The sequence below is a fragment of the Sphingopyxis sp. GW821-FHT10B01 genome (assembly GCF_059415685.1).
Genome location: NZ_JBWKNS010000004.1, coordinates 157157 through 178292, shown reverse-complemented (window position 1 = coordinate 178292; position 21136 = coordinate 157157). Strand labels below are relative to the sequence as shown.

19 protein-coding genes are annotated in these 21136 nt (G+C 66.0%); 5 read left to right on the top strand and 14 right to left on the bottom strand.

Going from position 1 to position 21136, the window contains the following annotated elements; all coding sequences use genetic code 11:
- Positions 1-126 precede the first annotated feature (126 nt).
- The 4 genes from AC07NV_RS13550 to zwf form a co-directional block, all read right to left on the bottom strand.
- A complete protein-coding gene (locus AC07NV_RS13550; protein WP_495166889.1) occupies positions 127-1701 on the bottom strand; it encodes an HAD-IB family hydrolase in 1575 nt (524 codons plus the stop codon).
- A 68-nt stretch (positions 1702-1769) separates the two neighbouring features.
- Positions 1770-2393, bottom strand: coding sequence for a bifunctional 4-hydroxy-2-oxoglutarate aldolase/2-dehydro-3-deoxy-phosphogluconate aldolase (gene eda, locus AC07NV_RS13545; protein WP_495166888.1), 624 nt, complete (start codon positions 2391-2393; stop codon positions 1770-1772).
- 102 nt (positions 2394-2495) lie between these two features.
- Positions 2496-4418, bottom strand: a complete 1923-nt coding sequence (locus AC07NV_RS13540) for a dihydroxy-acid dehydratase domain-containing protein (protein ID WP_495166887.1) — start codon at positions 4416-4418, stop codon at positions 2496-2498.
- Between the two features lie 96 nt (positions 4419-4514).
- The gene (gene zwf / locus AC07NV_RS13535; RefSeq protein WP_495166886.1) at positions 4515-5999 is read right to left on the bottom strand and encodes a glucose-6-phosphate dehydrogenase; all 1485 of its coding nucleotides are present in this window, start codon (positions 5997-5999) and stop codon (positions 4515-4517) included.
- Between the two features lie 103 nt (positions 6000-6102).
- Between zwf and glpD the strand changes: the two genes are divergently transcribed.
- A complete protein-coding gene (gene glpD, locus AC07NV_RS13530; protein WP_495166885.1) occupies positions 6103-7605 on the top strand; it encodes a glycerol-3-phosphate dehydrogenase in 1503 nt (500 codons plus the stop codon).
- A 71-nt stretch (positions 7606-7676) separates the two neighbouring features.
- Here glpD and AC07NV_RS13525 read toward each other — a convergent pair whose 3' ends face one another.
- Positions 7677-8423, bottom strand: a complete 747-nt coding sequence (locus tag AC07NV_RS13525; RefSeq protein WP_495166884.1) for an SDR family oxidoreductase — start codon at positions 8421-8423, stop codon at positions 7677-7679.
- A gap of 97 nt (positions 8424-8520) precedes the next feature.
- On the opposite strand from AC07NV_RS13525, the gene AC07NV_RS13520 reads away from it, so the two are divergent.
- Positions 8521-9432 (top strand): AraC family transcriptional regulator, encoded by a 912-nt coding sequence (locus AC07NV_RS13520; RefSeq protein ID WP_495166883.1) that lies wholly within the window; start codon positions 8521-8523, stop codon positions 9430-9432.
- On the opposite strand, the gene AC07NV_RS13515 is transcribed toward AC07NV_RS13520, so the two are convergent.
- From AC07NV_RS13515 to AC07NV_RS13505, 3 genes are read right to left on the bottom strand one after another with little or no spacing between them, the layout of a single operon-like run.
- Entirely contained in the window at positions 9429-10091 is a 663-nt protein-coding gene (locus AC07NV_RS13515; protein WP_495166882.1) for an MOSC domain-containing protein, read from the bottom strand. The genes AC07NV_RS13520 and AC07NV_RS13515 overlap by 4 nt on opposite strands.
- A 40-nt stretch (positions 10092-10131) precedes the next feature.
- Complete coding sequence (locus tag AC07NV_RS13510; RefSeq protein ID WP_495166881.1) at positions 10132-11301, bottom strand: MFS transporter; 1170 nt, start codon at positions 11299-11301, stop codon at positions 10132-10134.
- A gap of 14 nt (positions 11302-11315) precedes the next feature.
- On the bottom strand, positions 11316-12350 hold the full coding sequence (locus AC07NV_RS13505; protein WP_495166880.1) for an aldo/keto reductase: 1035 nt from the start codon (positions 12348-12350) through the stop codon (positions 11316-11318).
- A gap of 325 nt (positions 12351-12675) precedes the next feature.
- On the opposite strand from AC07NV_RS13505, the gene AC07NV_RS13500 reads away from it, so the two are divergent.
- From AC07NV_RS13500 to mobA, 3 genes are all read left to right on the top strand, one after another.
- Positions 12676-13617 (top strand): LysR family transcriptional regulator, encoded by a 942-nt coding sequence (locus tag AC07NV_RS13500; RefSeq protein ID WP_495166879.1) that lies wholly within the window; start codon positions 12676-12678, stop codon positions 13615-13617.
- Positions 13618-13853: 236 nt separating this feature from the next.
- The gene (fdhD, locus tag AC07NV_RS13495; RefSeq protein WP_495166878.1) at positions 13854-14657 is read left to right on the top strand and encodes a formate dehydrogenase accessory sulfurtransferase FdhD; all 804 of its coding nucleotides are present in this window, start codon (positions 13854-13856) and stop codon (positions 14655-14657) included.
- A complete protein-coding gene (mobA, locus tag AC07NV_RS13490; RefSeq protein WP_495166877.1) occupies positions 14654-15163 on the top strand; it encodes a molybdenum cofactor guanylyltransferase in 510 nt (169 codons plus the stop codon). The genes fdhD and mobA overlap by 4 nt, the downstream gene beginning before the upstream one ends.
- On the opposite strand, the gene AC07NV_RS13485 is transcribed toward mobA, so the two are convergent.
- The 6 genes from AC07NV_RS13485 to AC07NV_RS13460 form a co-directional block, all read right to left on the bottom strand.
- Positions 15158-15808: a DUF1345 domain-containing protein gene (locus AC07NV_RS13485; RefSeq protein ID WP_495166876.1), complete on the bottom strand. Its 651-nt coding sequence runs from the start codon at positions 15806-15808 to the stop codon at positions 15158-15160. The two genes, mobA and AC07NV_RS13485, sit on opposite strands and share 6 nt — an antisense overlap.
- Positions 15805-18072 carry an FdhF/YdeP family oxidoreductase gene (locus AC07NV_RS13480; RefSeq protein ID WP_495166875.1) on the bottom strand — a complete coding sequence of 756 codons (2268 nt, stop codon included), beginning with the start codon at positions 18070-18072 and terminating at the stop codon, positions 15805-15807. Before AC07NV_RS13480 ends, AC07NV_RS13485 begins: the two co-directional genes overlap by 4 nt.
- Before the next feature lie 50 nt (positions 18073-18122).
- Complete coding sequence (locus AC07NV_RS13475; RefSeq protein WP_495166874.1) at positions 18123-18701, bottom strand: methylated-DNA--[protein]-cysteine S-methyltransferase; 579 nt, start codon at positions 18699-18701, stop codon at positions 18123-18125.
- Between the two features lie 209 nt (positions 18702-18910).
- A complete protein-coding gene (locus AC07NV_RS13470; protein ID WP_495166873.1) occupies positions 18911-19237 on the bottom strand; it encodes a DUF3325 domain-containing protein in 327 nt (108 codons plus the stop codon).
- Positions 19234-20760 carry a PepSY-associated TM helix domain-containing protein gene (locus tag AC07NV_RS13465; RefSeq protein WP_495166872.1) on the bottom strand — a complete coding sequence of 509 codons (1527 nt, stop codon included), beginning with the start codon at positions 20758-20760 and terminating at the stop codon, positions 19234-19236. The genes AC07NV_RS13470 and AC07NV_RS13465 overlap by 4 nt, the downstream gene beginning before the upstream one ends.
- Positions 20757-21062: an iron transporter gene (locus AC07NV_RS13460; RefSeq protein WP_495166871.1), complete on the bottom strand. Its 306-nt coding sequence runs from the start codon at positions 21060-21062 to the stop codon at positions 20757-20759. Before AC07NV_RS13460 ends, AC07NV_RS13465 begins: the two co-directional genes overlap by 4 nt.
- Positions 21063-21136: the final 74 nt, after the last annotated feature.

Sequence of the window (21136 nt, the reverse complement as noted above, 5' to 3'; positions counted from 1 at the left end):
CCACCGCTCAATAACGCCCCGCCAAAGACCCGTTCGTGTCGAGCGAAGTCGAGACACCCGTCGGCATAGTGATGCATCGATGGGCCTCTCGACTTCGCTCGATGCGAACGGCAAGAAAATGGCCAGTCACGCCTTGGTCGCCTTTCCGGCCGCCTTCTTCTTCGGCGCAGCCTTCTTGACGGCCGCTCTTTCCGGCTTCGCCTTTTCAGCCTTGGCTTCGGGTGGAGCAGCCTCGGGCGCTGGTCCCTTTGCCACCGATTCCGCGACGCTTTCCTCGGGCTGGCCGAGCGTGCGAAGGAACATGTTGCGGACGTCGCGGACGTGCGTGTTGATCGTCCTCGGTGTCCATTTCGACGTATCGACCGGGGGCAGCACGGTGACACGCACCGTCGCGGGGCGCATCACAAACTCGTTTTTCGGCGCGACGTCGGTCGCGTTATGAATGACGATCGGGACGATCGGGACGCCCGCCTGCATCGCCAGATGGAATGCGCCCTTTTTGAATGGCTCGAGTTTCGGGGTCAGGCTGCGCGTGCCTTCGGGCGAGATACAGATCGACTTGCCCTCGACCTTGATCGCGTCGACCAGCGGCTCCATCGCCTTGATCGCGCTCTTGCCGTCGGCGCGGTCGACGAAGACGGTGCCGCCCCACTCCATCAGCTTGCCGAGGATGGGGATGTCCTTGATCTCCTTCTTGCCCACCCCGCCCATGTCGCGGCGGATGAGCTTGGCGAGGATCATCACGTCCGCCTTGCTCTGGTGGTTGAAGATGAAGACGCACGGGCGCGAGGACCAGAGGTTCTTCTCGTCCTCGACCTCGAGCTCGACCCCGGTGATTGCGGTCGCGAAATCGCCGAACAGCCCGATCGAGAAATTCGCCGCCTCGCGCTGCGAGCGGGTGAGCGCCCAGATCGGCAGCCCCGCGGCAAAGGCGCCGACGAGCGAGCCGGTGGCGTAGATGGTGCGCGTGTAGTCGACCCACGACGGCGTGCCGCGGCTGCCAAAACGCTGCACCGGCCAGCCATTTTCCTCGGCGATCGCCTTGAGTTTCAGATTCGGGTTGAGCGGGCGCGGCTTGCCGACGCGTTCGAGCAGTTCGATATCGTCGTCGCTGTCCGAGTAGAAAAAGCTCTGGTCGAGATCGAGGCCATATTCGGCGGCGAGTTCCTCGGCGGCGAGCACCTTGCCCTCGCCGAAACACAGCGGGCGGATGATCTCGCCGGTGAAGACGCCGTCCTCGATTTCATAGGCCGAGCATTTGATGTCGTCGATCCCAAGGTCGCGCGCGGTCGGTTCGATCTGGTAGATCGTCGCCGACGAAATGATCGCGACGCGGTGGCCCTTGGCCTGATGCGCCTCGATGATTGCGCGCGTTTCGGGATAGATTTTGCGCGCGATATGCTTTTTGTAGAGTTCTTCGCCGAACTCGATGAAGCTGTCCTCGTCGACGCCCTTCATGAATTTGGCGGCGCCCGACATCAGCCCCGAAAAGCCGATGGTGCCAAGGCTGTGCTGCGCGATGATCTGCGCAGTCTCGGCAATCTCTTCCATCGACATTTCGCGGCGCTGGAATTTCTCGCGCAGCATTGCCGTCGCGGAATAGCCCGAGATGATCGTGCCGTCGAAATCGAACAGCGCAGCGATATGCGATCCCGGCTCCGATGCCAGAACTTCGTCCAAATGCGGTTGCGGCCTCGCCACGCCTGTCTCCCCACCAACGGCTATATTGCCGCCTTATCCCTGCACAGTGACAGGTAAAATGGGGTTAATCAATGGCGTGAAAGTGCAGCGGCTTCGCGAGCGAGTGTCTCGATTTTCGCGGGATCGAGCGGCCCCGAGGGCACGACCCAGCTGCCGCCGACGCAGAGCACCGCTTCGAGCGCGAGCCATTCGGGTGCGGTCGCGAGGCTGATGCCGCCGGTCGGGCAGAAGCGCGCCTGACCGAACGGGCCGGCAAGCGCTTTCAGCGCCGGGATGCCGCCGCTGGTTGCCGCGGGGAAGAATTTGAAACGGTCGAGACCGAGATCCATTCCGCGCATGATATCGCCGGCATTCGCGGTACCGGGCAGAAAGGGAATGCCGCTCGCCACCGCCGCCTTGCCCAGATTGCCGGTGAGGCCGGGCGAGACGATGAATTCGGCGCCCGCGGCGATTGCGCTGCTCAGCATCGCGGGATCGAGAACGGTGCCCGCGCCGACGACCGCGCCCTTGACCGCCTTCATCGCGGCGATCGCGTCGAGCGCGGCGGGGGTGCGCAGCGTGACCTCGAGCACCGTCAGCCCGCCCGCGACCAGCGCCTCGGCCATCGGCACCGCATCCTCGACCCGGTCGATGACGATCACCGGGATGACGGGGGCTAGCGCCATGATCTGGTCGATGCTGTTGTCGGTCATTCTTATTCCTTCGTTGCCCCCGCGAAGGCGGGGGCCGCTATCAGTGTTGCGCAAGGTTGCCAGAGGCACGTGACTCTGGTCGCCCTTCGCGGGGGCGACGGACTAGATTACCGCCTCCATCGCCGCGAGCACCGCCGACCCGCCCTTTTCGGCTTCGTCGGCATGATGGCGGAACAGGGCGAAAAGTTCGCGGCCGACGCCCAGCGCGGGCGGCGGGGCGACAGCGGGGCTGCGCGCAGCCCATGTCGCCTCATCGACGAGCGCGACGACTTCGCCGTTAACCGCGCAGACGCGGACGATATCGCCGTCCTGCAAATAGGCGAGCGGGCCGCTCACCCCGTCGGTGCCGGGCAAGGCTTCGGGCGAGAGGTGGATCACCGCGGGCACCTTGCCGCTCGCCCCCGACATGCGGCCGTCGGTGAGCAGCGCGACGCGGAAGCCGCGGTCCTGCAGCACGCCGAGCGCGGGGGTCAGCTTATGGAGTTCGGGCATGCCGTTGGCACGCGGCCCCTGGAACCGGACGACGACGATGACGTCGCGTTCGAGCTCGCCCGCCTTGAACGCCGCCAGTACCGCGTCCTGCGTGTCGAAGATCCGGCACGGCGCCTCGATCGTCCAGCGATCCTCGGCGACGGCGCTGGTCTTGATGATCGCACGGCCGAGATTGCCCGCGAGCAGGCGCATGCCGCCGTCGGGCGAGAAGGGCGCGGCGACCGGGCGCAGCATCGTGTCGTCGCGCGAGATTTCGGGAGCGGGTCGCCACTTGAGGGAGGTGAACCCCGGCGAAAGCCGGGGCCCAGTTGCACCGTCCGAAGATGGGCCCCGGCTTTCGCCGGGGTTCACGTCATCGCCGACGTCGCTCAATATTGGTTCATAGCCATAATCGGCCATCGTCCCGCCGACCGTCAGCACATCGCCGTGGAGCAAGCCCGCGCCGAGCAATTCGCGCACGACATAGCCGATGCCGCCCGCGGCGTGGAAATTGTTCACGTCGCCCGCGCCGTTCGGATAGACGCGCGCGAGCAGCGGCACCGCGTGGCTGAGCTCGTCGAAATCCTGCCAGTCGATAATGATGCCCGCGGCGCGGGCGATGGCGGGCAGGTGGATCGCATGATTGGTCGAGCCTCCGGTCGCGAGCAGGCCGATGGCGGCGTTGACGATTGCTTTCTCGTCGACGCAGCGCGCCAGCGGGCGATAGTCGTCGCCGTCCCAGCCGATCGCGGCAACGCGGTGCGCGGCCGCGCGCGTCAATTCCTGGCGCAGCTTGGTGCCGGGATTGGTGAAGGCGCTGCCGGGGACGTGGAGCCCCATGAGCTCCATCATCATCTGGTTCGAGTTCGCGGTGCCGTAAAAGGTGCAGGTGCCCGCGCCATGATAGGAAGCGGCTTCGGCTTCGAGCAGTTCGTCGCGGCTCGCCTTGCCTTCGGCATAGAGCTGGCGAATGCGCTGTTTTTCCTTGTTGGCGAGGCCCGAGGGCATCGGTCCGGCCGGCACGAGGATCTGCGGCAGATGGCCGAAACGCAACGCGCCGATCAGCAGGCCGGGGACGATCTTGTCGCAGATGCCGAGCAGCAGCGTCCCTTCGAACATCGCGTGGCTGAGTGCGATCGCGGTGCCCTGCGCGATATTGTCGCGGCTGAACAGCGACAGGTCCATGCCCGCCTGCCCCTGCGTCACCCCGTCGCACATCGCGGGGACGCCGCCCGCGACCTGCGCGGTCGCGCCGACTTCGCGCGCGAAAACTTTGATCTGTTCGGGGTAGCGGCCGTAGGGCTGATGCGCCGAGAGCATGTCGTTATAGCTGGTGACGATGCCGATGTTCATCTCGGCGCCCGACCGGATCGCGGGCTTGTCCTCGCCCGACGCGGCAAAGCCGTGCGCGAGGTTGCCGCACGAGAGGTTGCCGCGGTTGGTGCCCGCTTCGCGCTGGCGATCCATCAGGTCGAGATAGGCGGCGCGGCGAGGGGCGCTGCGCGCGATAATCCGATCGGTAACCTTGGCGATGGTGGGGTGGAGAGTGGTCATAATATGTCCTCGTCGCCCCCGCGAAGGCGGGGGCCGCTGGCAAGCTGGCGCAAGGCCGATGGCGGCCCCCGCCTTCGCGGGGGCGACGTGTTTTCCTCAGTCATGCCAGCTCGCTCCGTCGCGTTCGATCAGCGCGATGGCGCTCGACGGGCCCCAGCTTCCCGCGGTGTAATTCTGCGGCGCCATATCGACTTCGGCCCAGGCGTCGCGGATCGAATCGATCCACTGCCACTGCGCCTCGACCTCGTCGCGGCGGACGAACAAGGTCTGGTCGCCCTCGATGAAATCGAGCAGCAGGCGCTCGTAGGCGATACGCCGCCGCTCGCCGGCAAAGCTGTGCGAGAGCGAGACGTCCATCGTCACCTCTTTGAGCTTCACGCCGTCGCGGTCGAGCCCGGGCTGCTTCGCCATCACCTTGACCCGGATATTCTCCTCGGGCTGGAGGTTGATGATCATGCTGTTCGCATCGAGCTTGCCCGCGCCGACGCGCGCGAAGATATTATGCGGCACCGGCTTGAACTGGATCAGCACCTCGGACTTGCGCTGCGGCATGCGTTTGCCGGTGCGCAGGTAAAAGGGCACGCCCTTCCAGCGCCAATTGTCGATATAGGCCTTGATCGCGACGAAGGTTTCGGTGTTCGACGGATTGCCGAGCTCATCGGCGTACCCCGCGACCGCGCCGCCGTTGACCGCGCCGCTGGTGTATTGGCCCTTGACGCTGTGCGCCTTCACATCCTCGGCGGTCAGCTTGCGCAGGCTCCGGAGCAGCTTGACCTTTTCGTCGCGCACCGCGGTCGACGACACGCTCGACGGCGGCTCCATCGCGATGATCGCGAGCAGCTGGAGCATATGGTTCTGGACCATATCCTTGAGCGCGCCGACACCGTCATAATAGGAGACGCGGCCTTCGAGGCCGACGGTTTCGGCGACGGTGATCTGGACATGGTCGATCGCCTGCGCATTCCACAAAGGTTCGAACAACATATTGGCAAAGCGCAGCGCGAGCAGATTCTGCACCGTTTCCTTGCCGAGATAATGGTCGATGCGAAACACGCGATCTTCGGCAAAGGCCTCGCCGACCTGCGCATTGACGTCGCGCGACGAGGCGAGATCGTGGCCGATCGGCTTTTCCATCGCGATGCGGCAGTCGGCGCAGGCGATGTTCGCGGCGGCAAGCCCCTGCGCGATCGGGCCGAACATCGACGGCGGGGTCGAGAGATAGACACCGATCGGGCGACCCATGCGATCGCCGAGCAGCGCGGCAAGGCCATCGTAACCCGTGCCCGCACCGGCGTCGATCGCACAATAATCGATGCGGTCGAGGAAGGCTGCGACGCCCGCATCCTCGATGCGGTCGGCAGGCAGATGTTCGGTCAGCGCATCGCGAACCTGCTGTTGGAACGTCGCGCGGTCCATCTTCGAACGCCCCGATCCGATGATCGTCAGCGCGCCGGCGAGCAGCCCGTCGAGGTGAAGATTGTAGAGCGAGGGAAAGAGCATGCGCTGCGCGAGGTCGCCCGTCGCGCCGAACAGCACCAATGTTTCGACTTTCACGCTCACATTCGTCCCCTTGGATAACATGCAAAGAATTGGGCGATACACGACGCGAATGCAACGCGCATACGTAGGCCGCATACGATGTCGGCCCTTGGCAAATCCGACAACGCTGCCATAGGAAAACACAATGCCCGACAGCGCCCTCCCCTATGATGTCATCGTCGTCGGCGGCGGCGTCAACGGCGCGGGGGTCGCGCGCGACGCCGCCGGGCGCGGCGCACGCGTGCTGTTGCTCGAGGCGGGCGATCTGGCGCAAGGCACCTCGTCGGCGTCGACCAAGCTGATCCACGGCGGGCTGCGCTACCTCGAACATTATGAATTCGGCCTGGTGCGCGAAGCGTTGAAGGAGCGCGAGATTTTGTGGGGCATCGCGCCGCACATCATCCATCCGCTGCGTTTCGTGCTGCCCTATCGCGACGGATTGCGCCCGCGCTGGCTGCTGCGGCTCGGCCTCTTCCTCTACGACCATATCGGCGGACGGAAAAAGCTTCCCGCGACGAAATCGATCGACCTGCGCCGCCATGCAGCAGGCGGTCCGCTGCAGCCGCAATATGTGCGCGGCTTCGAATATTCGGACGGCTGGGCCGACGATGCGCGGCTGGTCGTGCTCAACGCGCGCGATGCCGCCGAGCATGGCGCGCGGGTGCGCACGCGAACGCGCGCCGAAATGCTGCGCTGCGAGGACGGCATGTGGATCGTCGATGCGAGCGACGATCAGGGCCACCAATATCGCTTCACCGGCCATAGCGTCGTCAACGCGGCGGGACCCGCGGTGCTCGATCTGCTCAAACGCGCCGATGCCGAGCCCGATCACCAGATGCGGCTGGTGCGCGGGTCGCATATCGTCGTGCGCAAGCTGTTCGCGCATGACTATGCCTATTTCTTCCAGCTTCCCGACGGGCGGATCTTCTTCGCCATTCCCTATGAGCGCGACTTCACGCTGATCGGGACGACCGATCAGGACCATCAGGACCCGGCGATCGTCCCGCGCGCGAGCGACGAGGAAATCGCTTACCTCTGCGAAGGCGCGAGCCTCTATTTCCGCGAGCCGATCACGCCCGCCGATGTCGTGTGGACCTATTCGGGCGTCCGGCCGCTGATCGAGGACGGGTCGGGGCGTCCCGAGGCGGCGACGCGCGGCTATCGCATCGATCTCGACATGGCCGAAGGTGCCCCGCTGCTCACCATCTATGGCGGCAAGATCACCAGCTATCGCCATGTCGCCGAGGCCGCGGTCGACGAACTGACCGATCATGTCGCCGCGCTCACCGGCAAGCGCTGGACGGCGAAGGCGCCGCTGCCGGGGGGGAATTTCCCGACGAACGGCGCCGCGGCGCTCAAAGCCGAATATAAACTCGCCCATCCCTTCCTGACCGCCGCGACGGTCGACCGCATCGTCAAGGCCTATGGCACCGATGCGCGCGCATGGCTCGCCAACGCCGAAGACTGGGACGCGCTCGGCGGCGAGATCGCGCACGGGCTGAGCGCCGCCGAAGCCGAGTGGCTGGTGACGCACGAATGGGCGCGCACCACCGACGACATCTTGTGGCGGCGAACCAAGCTGGGGCTGCATTTCGCCGAGGATGAGGTGGCGAAGCTCGCCGCCTGGCTCGAAGCGAAGCGCGCCTAGCCCTGTTCCCCGGCAAAAGCCGGGGCCCAGTACAGCCCCGCGATCGATCCCGGCTTTCGCCGGGAAACCGCTTATGTCGAAGCTGCCGCGATTGCCACGGCATCGGCACCCGCGGGGAAATGCGCCTGCCCCGTCTCATCGTGCACCGCCTGCCACACTGCGTGCGCGACATCGGCCTCGGTCGTGACCAGCGCGGGCTCCGCGAGCGCGGCCAGAATCGGCTGCGCATGCGACCAATAGGGTTCGGGCAGCACCTCCTCGATGCGAATGTCGCTGTTCTGCGCAAAGGCGGTCGTCGCGGCATAGCCGGGTTCGACCAGCTTCACGACGATGCCCAGCGGCAGCAGCTCGTGCGCCAGCGATCCGGTGAAGCCCTGGATCGCGGTCTTGGTGGCGGTGTAAGCCGACATGAACGGAAAGGATGCCAGCGTCACGGTCGACGTGACATTGACGATGACGCCCGCGCCACGCTCGCGGAACTGCGGGATGACCGCCTGCGTCATCGCGATCACGCCCAGCGTGTTGGTTTCGAATATGTCGCGGATCTTCTGCATCGGCGAATGTTCGAGCGCGCCGATGAGGCCGATGCCGGCGTTGTTGACGAGCACGTCGACCGGACCCGCCAGTTCGAGCGCCAGCGCGATGCTGTCGGCGTCGGTGACGTCGAGCGCGAGAACGCGCAGCCGGTCGGAGGCGGGGAAAAGGTCGGGGCGCGGGGTGCGCATCGTCGCGATGACGTTCCAGCCCTGCGCATGAAAGTGGCGCGCGGTTTCAAGTCCGAAGCCCGACGAGGCCCCGGTGATCAATATGGTCTTCATGGTCTTTCCTTTCGAGCTTGCGATGGAAAGCCTCTAGCCAAGGCGATCAGGACTATCTATAATTTATAATCCAAAATTCGTTACCAAGAGTCCTGAAATGCTCGATCCCCTCTCCGATCTCATGGCGCTGCTGCGGCCGCGCACCATCTTCACCAAATCGATCAGCGGCGCCGGCCCCTGGGCGGTGCATTATGGCAATTTCGGTCATCCCGGCTTTTGTACCGTGACCGAGGGGTCGTGCCGGATCGCGATCGACGGGCAGGATGCAGTGACCTTGGAAGCGGGCGATTTCGTCCTGCTGCCCGCGACGCCGGGCTTTACCCTGTCGAGCATCGAGCCCGCCGAACCGGTCTTTGTCGATCCGCACGCAGCGGCGGTCCAATTGGCGGAGGTTCGCCACGGCAGGCAGGATGGCGATCCCGATGTCCGCATGATCGGTGGCCATTTCGTCTTCGATTCGCCCGACGACGGCCTGCTGGTGTCGCAGATGCCCAGCCTGATCCACCTTCGCGCCGCCGAACGGCTGGCCGCCATCGTGCGCATGATCGGCGAAGAAGCAAAAGACGACCGCGCGGGACGCGACCTCATGCTCGTCCATCTCGTCGAAATATTGCTGATCGAGGCGATCCGGTCGGCATCGAGCGAATGCGGCGGAGCCCCGACCGGGATGCTCCGCGGCCTCGGCGATCCGCGCCTCGCGGCCGCGATCCGCCGCATCCACGCTGACCCCGCACATCCCTGGACGGTGGCCGACCTCGCGAAGGAAGCGGCACTGTCGCGATCGGCCTTCTTCGACCGCTTCGTCCGGACCGTGGGGATACCGCCGATGGAATATCTGCAGAGCTGGCGCATGAGCCTCGCCAAGGATTTGCTACGCCGCAAGGCGGGCGGGCTCGCCGAGATCGCAAGCCAAGTCGGCTATGGGTCGGCAAGCGCATTCAGCACCGCTTTTGCGCGCCATGTCGGGCTGCCGCCGAAACGCTATGCACAGGCGAACGGCGGCGCCTAGTTCACGCCATATTGCTCGGCGAGCTTGGCGCGGCGGACCTTCCATGTTTCGGCGAGGACAGGCACGTTGCGCAGCGCGCTGAGATCGGCCGGGCGATCTTTCGCCTCGCCGCCAATCAGCAGCGCGAACAGCGACGCCAGCGGCCATTCGGGATAAGGGCGCTCGACGAGTTCGAGCGTATCGCCCGCCCGCACCTGCCCCGGCTCGAGCACACGATAATACCAGCCCGTGCGCCGCGTCTTCACGACCTGCGCCATCACGCCCTTTGCCCCGAAGCGATGGTCGAGTTTCCAGCACGGCTGGCGTGCCTGGCTCACTTCGACGAGCGCGGTGCCGAGGCGGAAGCGGTCGCCTAGAAACACATTCTGCTCGTCGAGCCCGGATGTGGAGATATTCTCCCCGAACGCACCCGGCGCATCGAGCAAGGGGGCGTCGTCCAGATACCCCCGCCACCAGTCATAATGATCGGCGGGATAGTGGTGGATCGCCTTGTCGATCCCGCCATGGACGGTGCGGTCGGCCTGCTCGTCGCCGGCGAGGCCCATCGGACCGACGGCGACCAAGTCCGCGACCGGCAGCTTGCCGATGGCGCTGGGTTCGTCGTCACCGCGGAACGGTCGGACCTTGCCAAGGAGGACAGCGAGAATTTCGGCGTTCATGCCGCCGAGTGCATAGACTCCGCGCGAAAAATGGCAATCGTCAGGCTTCGGCGGCGAGCGGGAGCGGCGCTGCACGCGTCCGCGATGCGAGCACGATCGCGAGCCCGGCGAGCGCCATTACCGCGCCGGCGATCGACACCGCGGGGAAGCCGAGGCCGAGGCCGATCACCCCGCCGCCGACCGCAGCACCGACGGCGTTGCCGAGGTTGAAGGCGCCGATATTGACCGCCGAAGCGAGGTTCGGCGCATCGGACGCAGCCTCCATCACGCGCATCTGGAGCGGCGGGACGATCGCGAAGGTCGCGACGCCCCACAGGAAGATCGTGACCGCGGCGGCGATGGGCGAGACCATCGTCCCCGCGAACAGCAGCAGCAGCGCGGCGAGCGCGGCGAGCGAGACGATCAGCGTGCGGTCGATCGAGCGGTCGGCAAAGATGCCGCCGAGCCAGTTGCCGAGCGTCAGGCCGAGCCCGTAGATTACCAGCATCGCCGTGACGAACAGCGTCCCTGCCCCCGTCGCCTCCTTCAGGATCGGCGCGATATAGGTGAAGACGGTGAACATCGCCGCCGAGCCGATCGCGGTCAGCGCAAGCGCGATGAGAACCTCGCGCCGTTTCAGCACCCCGAGTTCGGCGAGCATATTGCCGCCCTCGGCACGCGGGATATCGGGGAGCGCGAAGCGGAGCGCGACCATGGTGATCAAGCCCCAGACGGTGATCGCGCCGAACGCGGTGCGCCAGCCGAAGGTTTCGCCGACCCATGGCGCGAGCGGCACGCCGACGACATTGGCGAGCGTCAGCCCCATGAACATCGCGGCGACCGCGCTCGCACGCTTTTCGGGCGCGACGAGGCTGGCCGCGACGACCGAGCCGACACCGAAGAAGGCGCCATGGTTGAGCGAGGTGATGACGCGCGCGACCATCAGCGTCGAATAATCGCCCGCGATGGCGGAGAGGAAATTGCCCAAGGTGAAGATCGCCATCAGGCCGATGAGCAAGGTGCGGCGGTTCATCCGCGCGGTGGTCAGCGTCATCAGCGGCGCGCCGATCAGCACGCCGAGCGCATAGGCCGAGACGAGCAGCCCCGCGGCGGGGATCGACACCCCGAGCCCTTCGGCCATGTCGGGCAGCAGGCCCATCGGGGCGAATTCGGTGATGCCGATGCCAAAGGCACCGGTGGCGAGGGCGAGGAGGGGAAAGTTGATTTTCATGTCGGTTCTTCCGATCAGACCAGCGGCGGGTTCAGGCGGGCGAACCCCGCCTGCTGCCGATAGGGGGTGTGCGGATAGGGCGGCAGCACATCGCTCGCGGCGTCGAGCGTCGCGACCTGCCCGGCGGTCAGCGCCCAGCCGACCGCGCCGAGATTCTGCCGCAGCTGTTCCTCGTTGCGCGCGCCGATGATCACCGACGACACGGTCGGACGCTGGAGCAGCCAGTTGATCGCGATCTGCGGCACGGTCTTGCCGGTTTCGGCGGCGACCGCTTCGAGCGCGTCTATCACGCGGTAGAGCAGGTCCTCGGTTACCGGCGGCGCGAACTGTTCGGTCTCGTGCAGGCGGCTGCCCGCGGGGACCGGGCGGTCGCGCCCGATCTTGCCGGTGAGGCGGCCCCAGCCGAGCGGGCTCCACACCAATGCGCCGATACCCTGGTCGGCGGCGAGCGGCATCAGGTCGGCCTCATAGGCGCGGCCGATCAGCGAATAATAGACCTGGTGTGCGACGAAGCGCGGGGTGCCAAGGCGGTCGGCGGCGGCCTGCGCCTTCATCAGCTGCCAGCCGGGATAGTTGGAGACGCCGGCGTAGCGCAGCTTGCCCGCGGCGATCAGCGTCGCGAGCGTGTCCATCAATTCGTCGACCGGGGTCGAGGCATCGAAGGCGTGGAGCTGGAGCAGGTCGATATGGTCGGTGCCGAGGCGCCGGAGCGCATCCTCGACCGCGCGGATCAGCCGCGCGCGCGAAGCGCCCCAATCCTGCGGACCGTCGCCCATCGGCAAGCCGGCCTTGGTCGAGATCAGCACCGCGTCGCGGCGCCCCTTGATCGCTTCGCCCAAAATCGCTTCGGACGCGCCGTTCGAATAGACGTCGGCGGTGTCGAAAAGGGTGACCCCGGCGTCGAGGCTGATGTCGATCAGCCGCCGTGCCTCGGCAGCGTCGCTGGTGCCCCAGGCGCTGAACAGCGGCCCCTGGCCGCCGAAGGTGCCGGTTCCGAAGCTCAAGGCCGGAACGCGCAGTCCCGACGATCCCAATTGGTGATATTCCATGATCCTGCCCTTTCATCTTGAAGATCATCGTTTGCAAAACCAGAACGAACGCCGGCTTTTGGGGAGTGGACATTCAATTTCGTCATGCTGAACTTGTTTCAGCATCCATGGCCCGAATTCCAATCCGACGCAGCGTCGAAGGAAACGGCAGGCCATGGACCCTGAAACAAGTTCAGGGTGACGAAATAAATACGTCCGCTACCCGTCGAAAACGGTCGTCCCTTGATTTTCAAACGATCATCGCCCTTTCATTTGCGATGTTGAAGCATAGATGGACGCGCAGGCCCGCACGCAGTAGCGTCCCAAAAAGCGAAGGATTTGTGCAATGAACGCAAAGATCGCCGAAACGAGCGACCGCGCGCGTGCGATGGAAATCTTCACCGTCGCGGTCGCCGAGGGCAGTTTTTCGGCCGCAGGCCGCTGCCTCGGACTGACCCCGTCGGCGGTCAGCCGCACGATCGACCGGATCGAGGCGCGGCTGGGGGTGCGGCTGCTGTTGCGCTCGACGCGCGCGCTGGCGCTGACCGCCGAGGGCGAGGCCTATCTGCGCGCCGCACGCCGCATCCTCGCCGACCTCGACGACGCCGAGCAGGTGATCGCCGACCAGGGTGCGCCGCGTGGGCGGCTGCGGGTCAGCGCGGCGCAGGCGCATGGGCGGCTGAGCATCGTGCCTTTGCTCGGCGAGTTCGTGGGGCTCTACCCGCATATCCTTGTCGACATCAGCCTCGCCGACCGGCTGGTCGACCTCGCCGCGGGGCAGGCCGATGTCGCGATCCGCTTTGGCCCGCTCGCCGACAGTATGCTGACCGCGCGCAAGCTGGGCGAAAGCCGCCGCGTCATCATCGCGTCGCCCGCCTATCTGGCGCAGCATGGCATGCCCAAGGTGCCCGAGGATCTGCACGCGCATAATTGCCTGAACTTCAACTTTCGCCGCGCCGAGCCGACCTGGCCTTTTCGCGACGGCGCACGCGAATATTCGCTGCCGGTGCAGGGCAATATCGAGGCGAATAATGGCGAGACGCTGGGGCAGCTCGCCGCCGCCGGGGTCGGCATCGCGCGCGTCGGTGCATTCAGCATCGCCGAAGAGATGGCGCGCGGAGAAGTGGTGCCGATATTGGAGGAGTATAATCCGGGCGATGTCGAGGCGATCCACGCGGTGTTTGCGGGCGGCGCCAATACGCCGGCGCGGGTGCGGGTGTTCGTCGATTTCCTGAGCGAGCGGTTGGGGCGTGGAGGTTGCGGCGAGGGCTGGATTGCCCGCCGCTAAGGCCGGGAAATGGGTGTGACGGGAGCCGGCCGATTGTTGCCGATAGCGATGTGATCCCCGGCGAAGGCCGGGGCCCAGAACTCTCAAGCGAGGCCGGCATGTTGCCGCACTGGGCCCCGGCTTTCGCCGGGGATCACGAGCTGGGGCTTAGGGCACCTCTCCACCCCAAAGCTGCCGCGCCATGACCCATGCGGCCGGCTTGAGACAAACTCATGCCGATGGGCTATCATGCAACCATGAACGACGCGATGATCGACCTTCCGGTCCGGCGGCTGGGCCTCGGCGAGCCCGGCGATGCGGAGCTGACCCGCAGCATCGCCATCGAAACGCCGGTGTCGATCGAAGTCGGCGGGATCGGCTATGCGGTGATGATGGCGACGCCGGCCGATCTCGACGATTATGCCGTCGGCTTTGCGCTGGGCGAGGGGCTGGTTGAGACGGCCGATCAGATCGGGCGCATCGACGCGCAGCCGATCGAGGGCGGCTGGGCACTGCGCATCTGGTTGCCGCCCGAGCGCAACGATATCGCGCTCGAACGTGCGCGCACGCGCGTCAGCGAGAGCAGCTGCGGGCTGTGCGGGATCGAGAATATCGAGCAGGTGCTGCGGCCGTTGCCGCCGGTAACCGCGCGCATCGGGACCGACCGCGGCGCCATCGCGGCGGCGCTCGCGGCGCTCAGCGATCACCAGCCGCTCGGGCGCGCGACGGGCGCGGTGCATGCCGCCGCTTTCTGTTCGCCGGGGGGCGAAATCCTTCATGCTCGCGAAGACGTTGGCCGGCACAATGCGCTCGACAAGCTGGTCGGGGCGCTGGCGCGCGCGGACATCGATCCCGGGGCGGGCTTTATCCTGCTGTCGGCGCGGTGCAGTTACGAGCTCGTCGAAAAGACGGTGCGCGCGGGCTGCCCGATGCTCGTCACGATTTCGGCGCCAACCAGCCTTGCCGCCGAGCGGGCGGCGACGGCGGGGCTGACGCTGGTGACGCTGGCGCGTGCGGATTCGGCGCTGGTCGTGAGCGATCCGCACGGAATGATCGGATGAGGACGCTCGGCGCGGTGCTCGCGGGCGGGCGGTCGAGCCGCTTCGGGTCGGACAAGGCGCTGGCGATGCTCGATGGGCGGAGCTTGCTCGACCATGCGCTGACGGCACTGACTCCGCATTGCGATGCGGTGATCGTCGTCGGCAGGGAGAAGGTCGCCGACTGGCCGCGCGCCGATATGGGGCCGCTTGGCGGCATCGCGGGCGCGCTGATCCGCGCGGCGGATCGGGGGTATGATCAGCTGCTGACAGCGCCCGTAGATTGTATCCGCCTGCCCGCCGATCTTCGCGCTTTGCTCGAACCGGCGCCCGCCGTTCTGGAAACGCAGCCGGTGATCGGGCTGTGGCCGGTGTCGGCGCTGGGCGAGCTACGGACGACGCTGGAGGATGGGCGCGACCTTGCCGTGCGGGCCTATGCCCGGCGGATCGGTGCGCGGCCGGTCGCGAGCGACTTTGTCCCGCCGAATATCAACAGCCTTACCGATCTGGAGCGACTGGCGAGCCTATGACCCGCCGATGGCGTTCACGGTGAACGCCAATATGCCCATATTGAAGACGAACGCCGCCATGCAGTGGCCGAGCACGACGCGGCGCATATGCGCGCCCGATATCGTCACGTCCGACGTCTGAAAGGTCATGCCCAGCGTGAAGCTGAAATAAAGGAAGTCCCAATATCCGGGCTCCTTGACCCCCGGCACCTCGATCCCGCCCCGATCATGGCCGCGCGCCTGCAGATAATAGAGATGCGCATAATGGAGCGTGAACACCATGTTCGCGAACAGCCATGCGAGCGCGAGCGTCGCGACGATCAGCACGATATCGGCGCGGTCGAGCTTGCCCGGGCTGGCGATCAGCGTCCCGACCGCGAACAGGACAACGAGCGACAGCAGCACGGTGATCGCGAGCAGGCCGGCGCGGTTGGCGTCATTCGCTTCGGCGGTGCGCCGCATCCGGCCGGGATCGGCCGAGAGCAACGGCACGATCGAGCAAAGGAAGATGAACGCCGCGAGGTCGAAGCCGATCAGCAGCGCGGTGCGGGGATCGCAGCCGAGCGCCGCTGCACCGCCGCCAACGGCGACCAGCGCGGCGGCAAAGATCAGGAAGCGCGCGGGGGCGATGCGCTGGCCGACGGCGACGGACCGACGCGCTGTCATGCGGCGACGACGCGCACCGGGATCGACTTGGCGGCAGGACAGCCGCTGGTCTTGTCATAATGGGCGAGCGGCAGCAGCGGGTTGAGTTCGGGATAATAGCCCGCGACCGAGCCGCGCGACATCGGATAGTCGATGATCGTCAGCCCCTCGACGCGGCGGTGGGCGCCATCGTCGCTGATCGTTTCGAGCGCGACTTTCGTACCGGCCTCGAGCCCGCGCGCCGCGATATCGTCGGCGTTCATAAACAGGATCATCCGGTCGTTGTACACGCCGCGATAGCGATCGTTATAGCTGTAGATCGTCGTGTTGAACTGATCGTGCGAGCGGACGGTGGCAAGCCGCAGCATGTCGGGATCGGCGACCGGCGCGTTCACCGCGAGCCCCGGCAGGATCAGGAAATTGGCCTTGCCGTTCGGGGTCGCCCACGCGCGGCGGCGCGGCGGGATGTCGAGGTGGAAGCCCATCGGCGCCTTGATACGCTGCGAAAAATCGCTGTAGATCGCAGGATAGACTGCGGCAATCTTGTCGCGGATCAGGCTGTAGTCGTCGATATAGCTGGCCCAACCGGTCTTGCTGTCGGGCAGCGTCGCGATCGCCATGCGGCAGACGATCTCGGTCTCGGTCAGCAGATGTTCGCTCGCCGGTTCGAGGACGCCGCGCGACGCGGTGACGTTCGACATCGAATCCTCGATCGTGACGAACTGTTCGCCCGCCGCGGTCTCGATCCGTTCGGAGCGCGCGATGACCGGCAGGATCAGCGCGTCCTTGCCATGGACGAGATGCCCGCGGTTGAGCTTGGTCGCGATGCCGACGGTCAGGTTGAGCCCCCGCATCGCGTCGTACGAGCGATCGGTATCCGAAATGGCGCGGACGAAATTGCCGCCGAGGCCGATGAAGACCTTCGCCGTGCCCGCCATCATCGCCTCGACCGATTCGACCGAGTGATGGCCATGCGCGCGCGGCGGTTCGAAGCCGAAGACGTCGCGCACCTTGTCGAGATAGGCCTGGCTCGGTTTCTCGTCGATGCCGACGGTGCGGTCGCCCTGCACGTTCGAATGGCCGCGGATCGGCGAGATGCCCGCGCCGGGTTTGCCGTAATTGCCCTTGAGGAGCAGGATATTCGCGATCTGCTGGACGAGCTGCGATCCCTGCTGATGCTGGGTCACCCCCATGCCGTAGCAGATGATCGTGGCGTTCGAGCGGATATAGATTTCGGCGCAGCGGCGGATCTGGGCTTCATCGAGCCCCGAAGCGGCAACGATTTCGGGCCAGTCCTGCGCCGCAATATCGGCCTGCAGCGCGGCGAAGCCTTCGGTATGTTCGGCGATGAAATCGTGGTCGAAGACGGTTTCGCCCGCCGCCTCGCGTTCGAACATGACCTTCATCATGCCCTTCAAGAGCGCGAGATCGCCACCGATCTTGATGTGGACAAATTCGCTGCTGATCTCGGTCGAGCCGAAGGTCGCCATCTGGACGATGTCCTGCGGCTCGGTGAATTTGATCAGCGCGCGTTCGGGCATCGGATTGACCGCGACGATCGGCACCCCGCGCTTTCGCGCCTCGACCAGCGGGGTCATCATCCGCGGCGCGTTGGTGCCGGCGTTGTGACCGATCAGGAAAATCGCCTCGGCATGGTCGAAATCCTCGAGGATCACCGTCCCCTTGCCGATGCCGATCGCGGGCGGCAGGCCGCGGCTCGTCGGTTCGTGGCACATGTTCGAACAATCGGGGAAATTGTTCGTCCCATACTCGCGCACGAAAATCGAATAGAGGAACGCCGTCTCGTTCGCGGTGCGGCCCGAGGTGTAGAATTCGGCGTGATCCGGGCTGTCCAGCGCGCGCAAATGTCGGCCGATCAGGGCAAAGGCATCGTCCCAGCTGACCGGCACATAATGGTCGGTCGCAGCATCGTAGCGCATCGGCTCGGTCAGCCTGCCCTGCATTTCGAGCCAGTAATCCGACTGCTCCATCAGCTCGGAAACGCTGTGCTGCGCGAAAAATTCGCGGGTGACGCGAAACTTCGTCGCCTCGTGCGCGAGCGCCTTCGCCCCATTTTCGCAAAATTCGAGCTTCTTGGTGCACGCCGCGTCGGGAAAGGCGCAGCTCGGGCATTTGAAGCCGCCCGGCTGGTTCATCGACAGGAGCGCGCGCGACCCCTTGGTGACGACGCTTTGCTCGAGCAGCACCTTTGCCGTCGCCGCCGCCGCACCCCAGCCGCCGGCGGGGCTGCCATATGTTTTGTACCGGGGTTTGTCGTCAGCCATCGCGGCAGATTAAAGCATAGCCGCGGCATATCCAACGGTCTTTGGCCTGCTCAGAAATCGAAACGCGCCTGCGCCTTGTCTTCGGCCCTGGGCGCTGGCGCTGCATCAATCACCACGCCTTCGAGTTCGAGCATGCGCGCTTTCGACATCGACCCGCCGGGCGCCGAAAAGCCGCCGATCTTGCCGCCCGCTCCCGTCACGCGGTGGCACGGCACGATCAGCGGAACCGGATTATTCGCCATCGCCTGCCCGACGTCGCGGGCATATTCGGGACCGGCGCCCAGCGCCCTGGCAACCGCGCCATAGGTCGTCGTCTCGCCCCAGTCGAGCTTGCGCACGAACGCATAGACTTGCTCGAAAAAGGGCTCCTGCTCGCCCAGGTCGACCGGCGTTGCGTTGAAGTCGATTCTCTCGCCGGCAAAATAGCGAACGACGGCATCGATCACGTCCCTGACCCGCGGCGGCGGCGCGCTTCGCTCCGCGTCGGGAAAGCGGCGGAGCAACGCGCGCGCAGCCTCCTGCTCGCTTGCGGCAGGCAGCCGCAAAGCCGAAATCCCGGCGTCGTTCCAGCCCAGCGCGACGAAGCCCGCGGCTGTTTCAAACAGATGATAATCGGTCCGCCTGGCCATGCCCCTATATTTTACGGCCGCCGCCCAAATGCAACATCGCCTGCGCAAATTGTGCAGCGCCTCCCGGCCTCCCCCGCGCGCGTAGCGAGCCTCCTGCGACCCGGGGCGAACGGAAGGGGGATGCTCGGCTTCAACCCAAAGCCTCGCCTCGGTGCAATGCACGCATCCATCTGCGCGCCGGTGCATAAACCCGCACCACCTACCAAACCCTATTGCAACAGCTGCAAAAGCCCGGCGAAGCCTCCGATCACGCTGCCGCCGATTGCCAAACGCGGCAAAGCGCGTGGAACAAGGTGAAGGAGCATCACGACGAGGGCGGCCGCGAGGGCGGCAAGGCCGATCCATTCGACGAGTGCAAATCGCCAATTGGACGCCGCGAGCGCCACGACCAGCGACAGCGATATCACGCCCCAGCCCAGGGCGCGCAGCCAGCGCGGCTCGCTTGTCAAGCCTGCATCGCGCGCGTGACGCCGCATCGACAGGCTGATCAGCGACAAGCCGCCAAAAGCCAAAGGCAGCACGGCGAAGGCATTCATGGCTGAACCGATCGGCGACGGCGCGCCGGCAAGCTGTCCGCCGGCGTCGCGCGCGCCTTTCGCGCGATCGTCAACGCGAACGCCGCCAAAGCGAACAATATCAGATCAAAGCCGGTGAAGAGCCAGTCTTGCGCGGCCACGGCGGCCCATAACCCGCGTCCGGTCAGCCCGAACGACAGGAACGGCAGCGCGGCGGCGCTCAGCGCCATGAACGCAAAGGCTTCGCGCCACGCGCGCTGCGGCGGACGCAATATGGCAAAGAGCAGCGCCGCGCCCCACGCCCAGAAAAAGGCGCTCACCTCGGCTTCGGCGCGGCCCGACATCTGTATCGGCAGCAAGCGGTTGGCATAGAGAAAGGACAGGATCGCGATCGGTACCCCCGTCACGGCGCCGACATTCAATCGGGCGGCAAGCCACGGGCCCACTCCCCGCGCCTGCGACCGCGACCGGACCCAGAGGACGAGCCCCGTCGCAATCGTCGCCGCGAGCGCGAGGCCGCACAGGAAATAGAGCCAGCGGCTCAGCTGCGGCGCGAACCGTCCCATATGGAGGCCATAGAGCACATCATAGGTTTGCCGCGCCGGCCGCGCTTCTGTGTAGCGACCGATGAGGCGGCCGGTCGAACCGTCGAACGTCACCGTCTTCGCCGCATAAGCCAGTTGATCGCCATCATGATTGCCGATGGTCACGATCGCATGCGCGTCGCCCGGATTGGCGATGCTGACCCGCCCGACGCGCCCATCGCCAAATTGCCGCTGCGCCGCGGCGAGCATCGGCCCGATCGGGGCCAGCGGCGCCGGACGGCCCGCCGCATCGCGGCTCACCAGACCCGGAGACGCTTCGGCAAAGGCCGTCTTCAGATCGTCGCCGTAACTCGCAACGGTGCCCCATGGCATGGCAAGCGTCAGCACCGTAACGATGCCAGTGACGGTGATCATCAGATGGAAGGGCAACGCCAGCACGCCCAGAACATTGTGCGCATCGAGCCAGCTGCGTTTGCCCTTCCCCGCCCGGAACGTGAAATAATCCTTGAAGATCCGCTTGTGCGTCAGAATGCCGCTGATGATCGCGATCAACATCAGCATCGCCGCCGCCGAAGCGAGGAGGCGGCCCCAAGGATAAGGCAGCTGCAGATCGAAGTGAAAGCGATAGAGGAATTCGCCGCCCAGCGTCTCGCGCGCCACATCGGGGCGGCCGCTGACCGGGTCAAGCGCGATATCGCGATAGCCGAGCGGCGCCGCCGGATCGTCGAACACCGCCTGCGTCGTCAGGATCCGGTCGTCGGGAGCCGTCAGATACCAGCCGGCCGCTTTGGGATGATGCGTGCGGAGCCAGCCGACGGCGGCCTCGATCGCGGCGTCGGGGGGCGCCGCGCGGGCAATTTCCGGCCGCATCCAGCCGCTGATTTCGGACCGGAATATGGTCGCCGTACCGCTGAGCACGATCGCGAACATCAACCATCCCAGGATCAGCCCGGACCAGCTGTGCAGCCCGGCCATCGATTGGCGGAACCCCTGCCTCATCCCGGCTGTCCGATGAGCGCCGCGATCCCGCCGAACAGCGCCGCAAGTCCCGCGATGCCTGCCGCCGCCTGCCAAAGCCGCGGCACGGAATAAACCCAGATCGCCGCGGCGGGCATCGCAAGAATGGCGGCAAGCGAGGCCGTGACCGTCGCCTCGGCTCGCGGCATCGGCAATCCGCGCGCGAGGACAAAGGCCAGCGCGACGGCCACGGCATAGCCGCCGACCGACGCCAGCAGCAAACGGGCCGTTATACGCAGGATCAGAAATATGCGCGGGAACGGCCGCGACCAGATGATCGGCATCGGCCCCCTATTACCTATTGCGACTTATTTGCAATAACTATTGCCCCTTCAAGGGCGTTTTGTGGCTGCGACAG

What these genes read in the sequence shown, in the direction of transcription:
- eda (WP_495166888.1), bottom strand. Translation starts at nt 2,393, where the DNA reads ATGACCGACAACAGCATCGACCAGATCATGGCGCTAGCCCCCGTCATC.
- AC07NV_RS13540 (WP_495166887.1), bottom strand. Translation starts at nt 4,418, where the DNA reads ATGACCACTCTCCACCCCACCATCGCCAAGGTTACCGATCGGATTATC.
- zwf (WP_495166886.1), bottom strand. Translation starts at nt 5,999, where the DNA reads ATGTTATCCAAGGGGACGAATGTGAGCGTGAAAGTCGAAACATTGGTG.
- glpD (WP_495166885.1), top strand. Translation starts at nt 6,103, where the DNA reads ATGCCCGACAGCGCCCTCCCCTATGATGTCATCGTCGTCGGCGGCGGC.
- AC07NV_RS13525 (WP_495166884.1), bottom strand. Translation starts at nt 8,423, where the DNA reads ATGAAGACCATATTGATCACCGGGGCCTCGTCGGGCTTCGGACTTGAA.
- AC07NV_RS13520 (WP_495166883.1), top strand. Translation starts at nt 8,521, where the DNA reads ATGCTCGATCCCCTCTCCGATCTCATGGCGCTGCTGCGGCCGCGCACC.
- AC07NV_RS13515 (WP_495166882.1), bottom strand. Translation starts at nt 10,091, where the DNA reads ATGAACGCCGAAATTCTCGCTGTCCTCCTTGGCAAGGTCCGACCGTTC.
- AC07NV_RS13510 (WP_495166881.1), bottom strand. Translation starts at nt 11,301, where the DNA reads ATGAAAATCAACTTTCCCCTCCTCGCCCTCGCCACCGGTGCCTTTGGC.
- AC07NV_RS13505 (WP_495166880.1), bottom strand. Translation starts at nt 12,350, where the DNA reads ATGGAATATCACCAATTGGGATCGTCGGGACTGCGCGTTCCGGCCTTG.
- AC07NV_RS13500 (WP_495166879.1), top strand. Translation starts at nt 12,676, where the DNA reads ATGAACGCAAAGATCGCCGAAACGAGCGACCGCGCGCGTGCGATGGAA.
- fdhD (WP_495166878.1), top strand. Translation starts at nt 13,854, where the DNA reads ATGAACGACGCGATGATCGACCTTCCGGTCCGGCGGCTGGGCCTCGGC.
- mobA (WP_495166877.1), top strand. Translation starts at nt 14,654, where the DNA reads ATGAGGACGCTCGGCGCGGTGCTCGCGGGCGGGCGGTCGAGCCGCTTC.
- AC07NV_RS13485 (WP_495166876.1), bottom strand. Translation starts at nt 15,808, where the DNA reads ATGACAGCGCGTCGGTCCGTCGCCGTCGGCCAGCGCATCGCCCCCGCG.
- AC07NV_RS13480 (WP_495166875.1), bottom strand. Translation starts at nt 18,072, where the DNA reads ATGGCTGACGACAAACCCCGGTACAAAACATATGGCAGCCCCGCCGGC.
- AC07NV_RS13475 (WP_495166874.1), bottom strand. Translation starts at nt 18,701, where the DNA reads ATGGCCAGGCGGACCGATTATCATCTGTTTGAAACAGCCGCGGGCTTC.
- AC07NV_RS13470 (WP_495166873.1), bottom strand. Translation starts at nt 19,237, where the DNA reads ATGAATGCCTTCGCCGTGCTGCCTTTGGCTTTTGGCGGCTTGTCGCTG.
- AC07NV_RS13465 (WP_495166872.1), bottom strand. Translation starts at nt 20,760, where the DNA reads ATGAGGCAGGGGTTCCGCCAATCGATGGCCGGGCTGCACAGCTGGTCC.
- AC07NV_RS13460 (WP_495166871.1), bottom strand. Translation starts at nt 21,062, where the DNA reads ATGCCGATCATCTGGTCGCGGCCGTTCCCGCGCATATTTCTGATCCTG.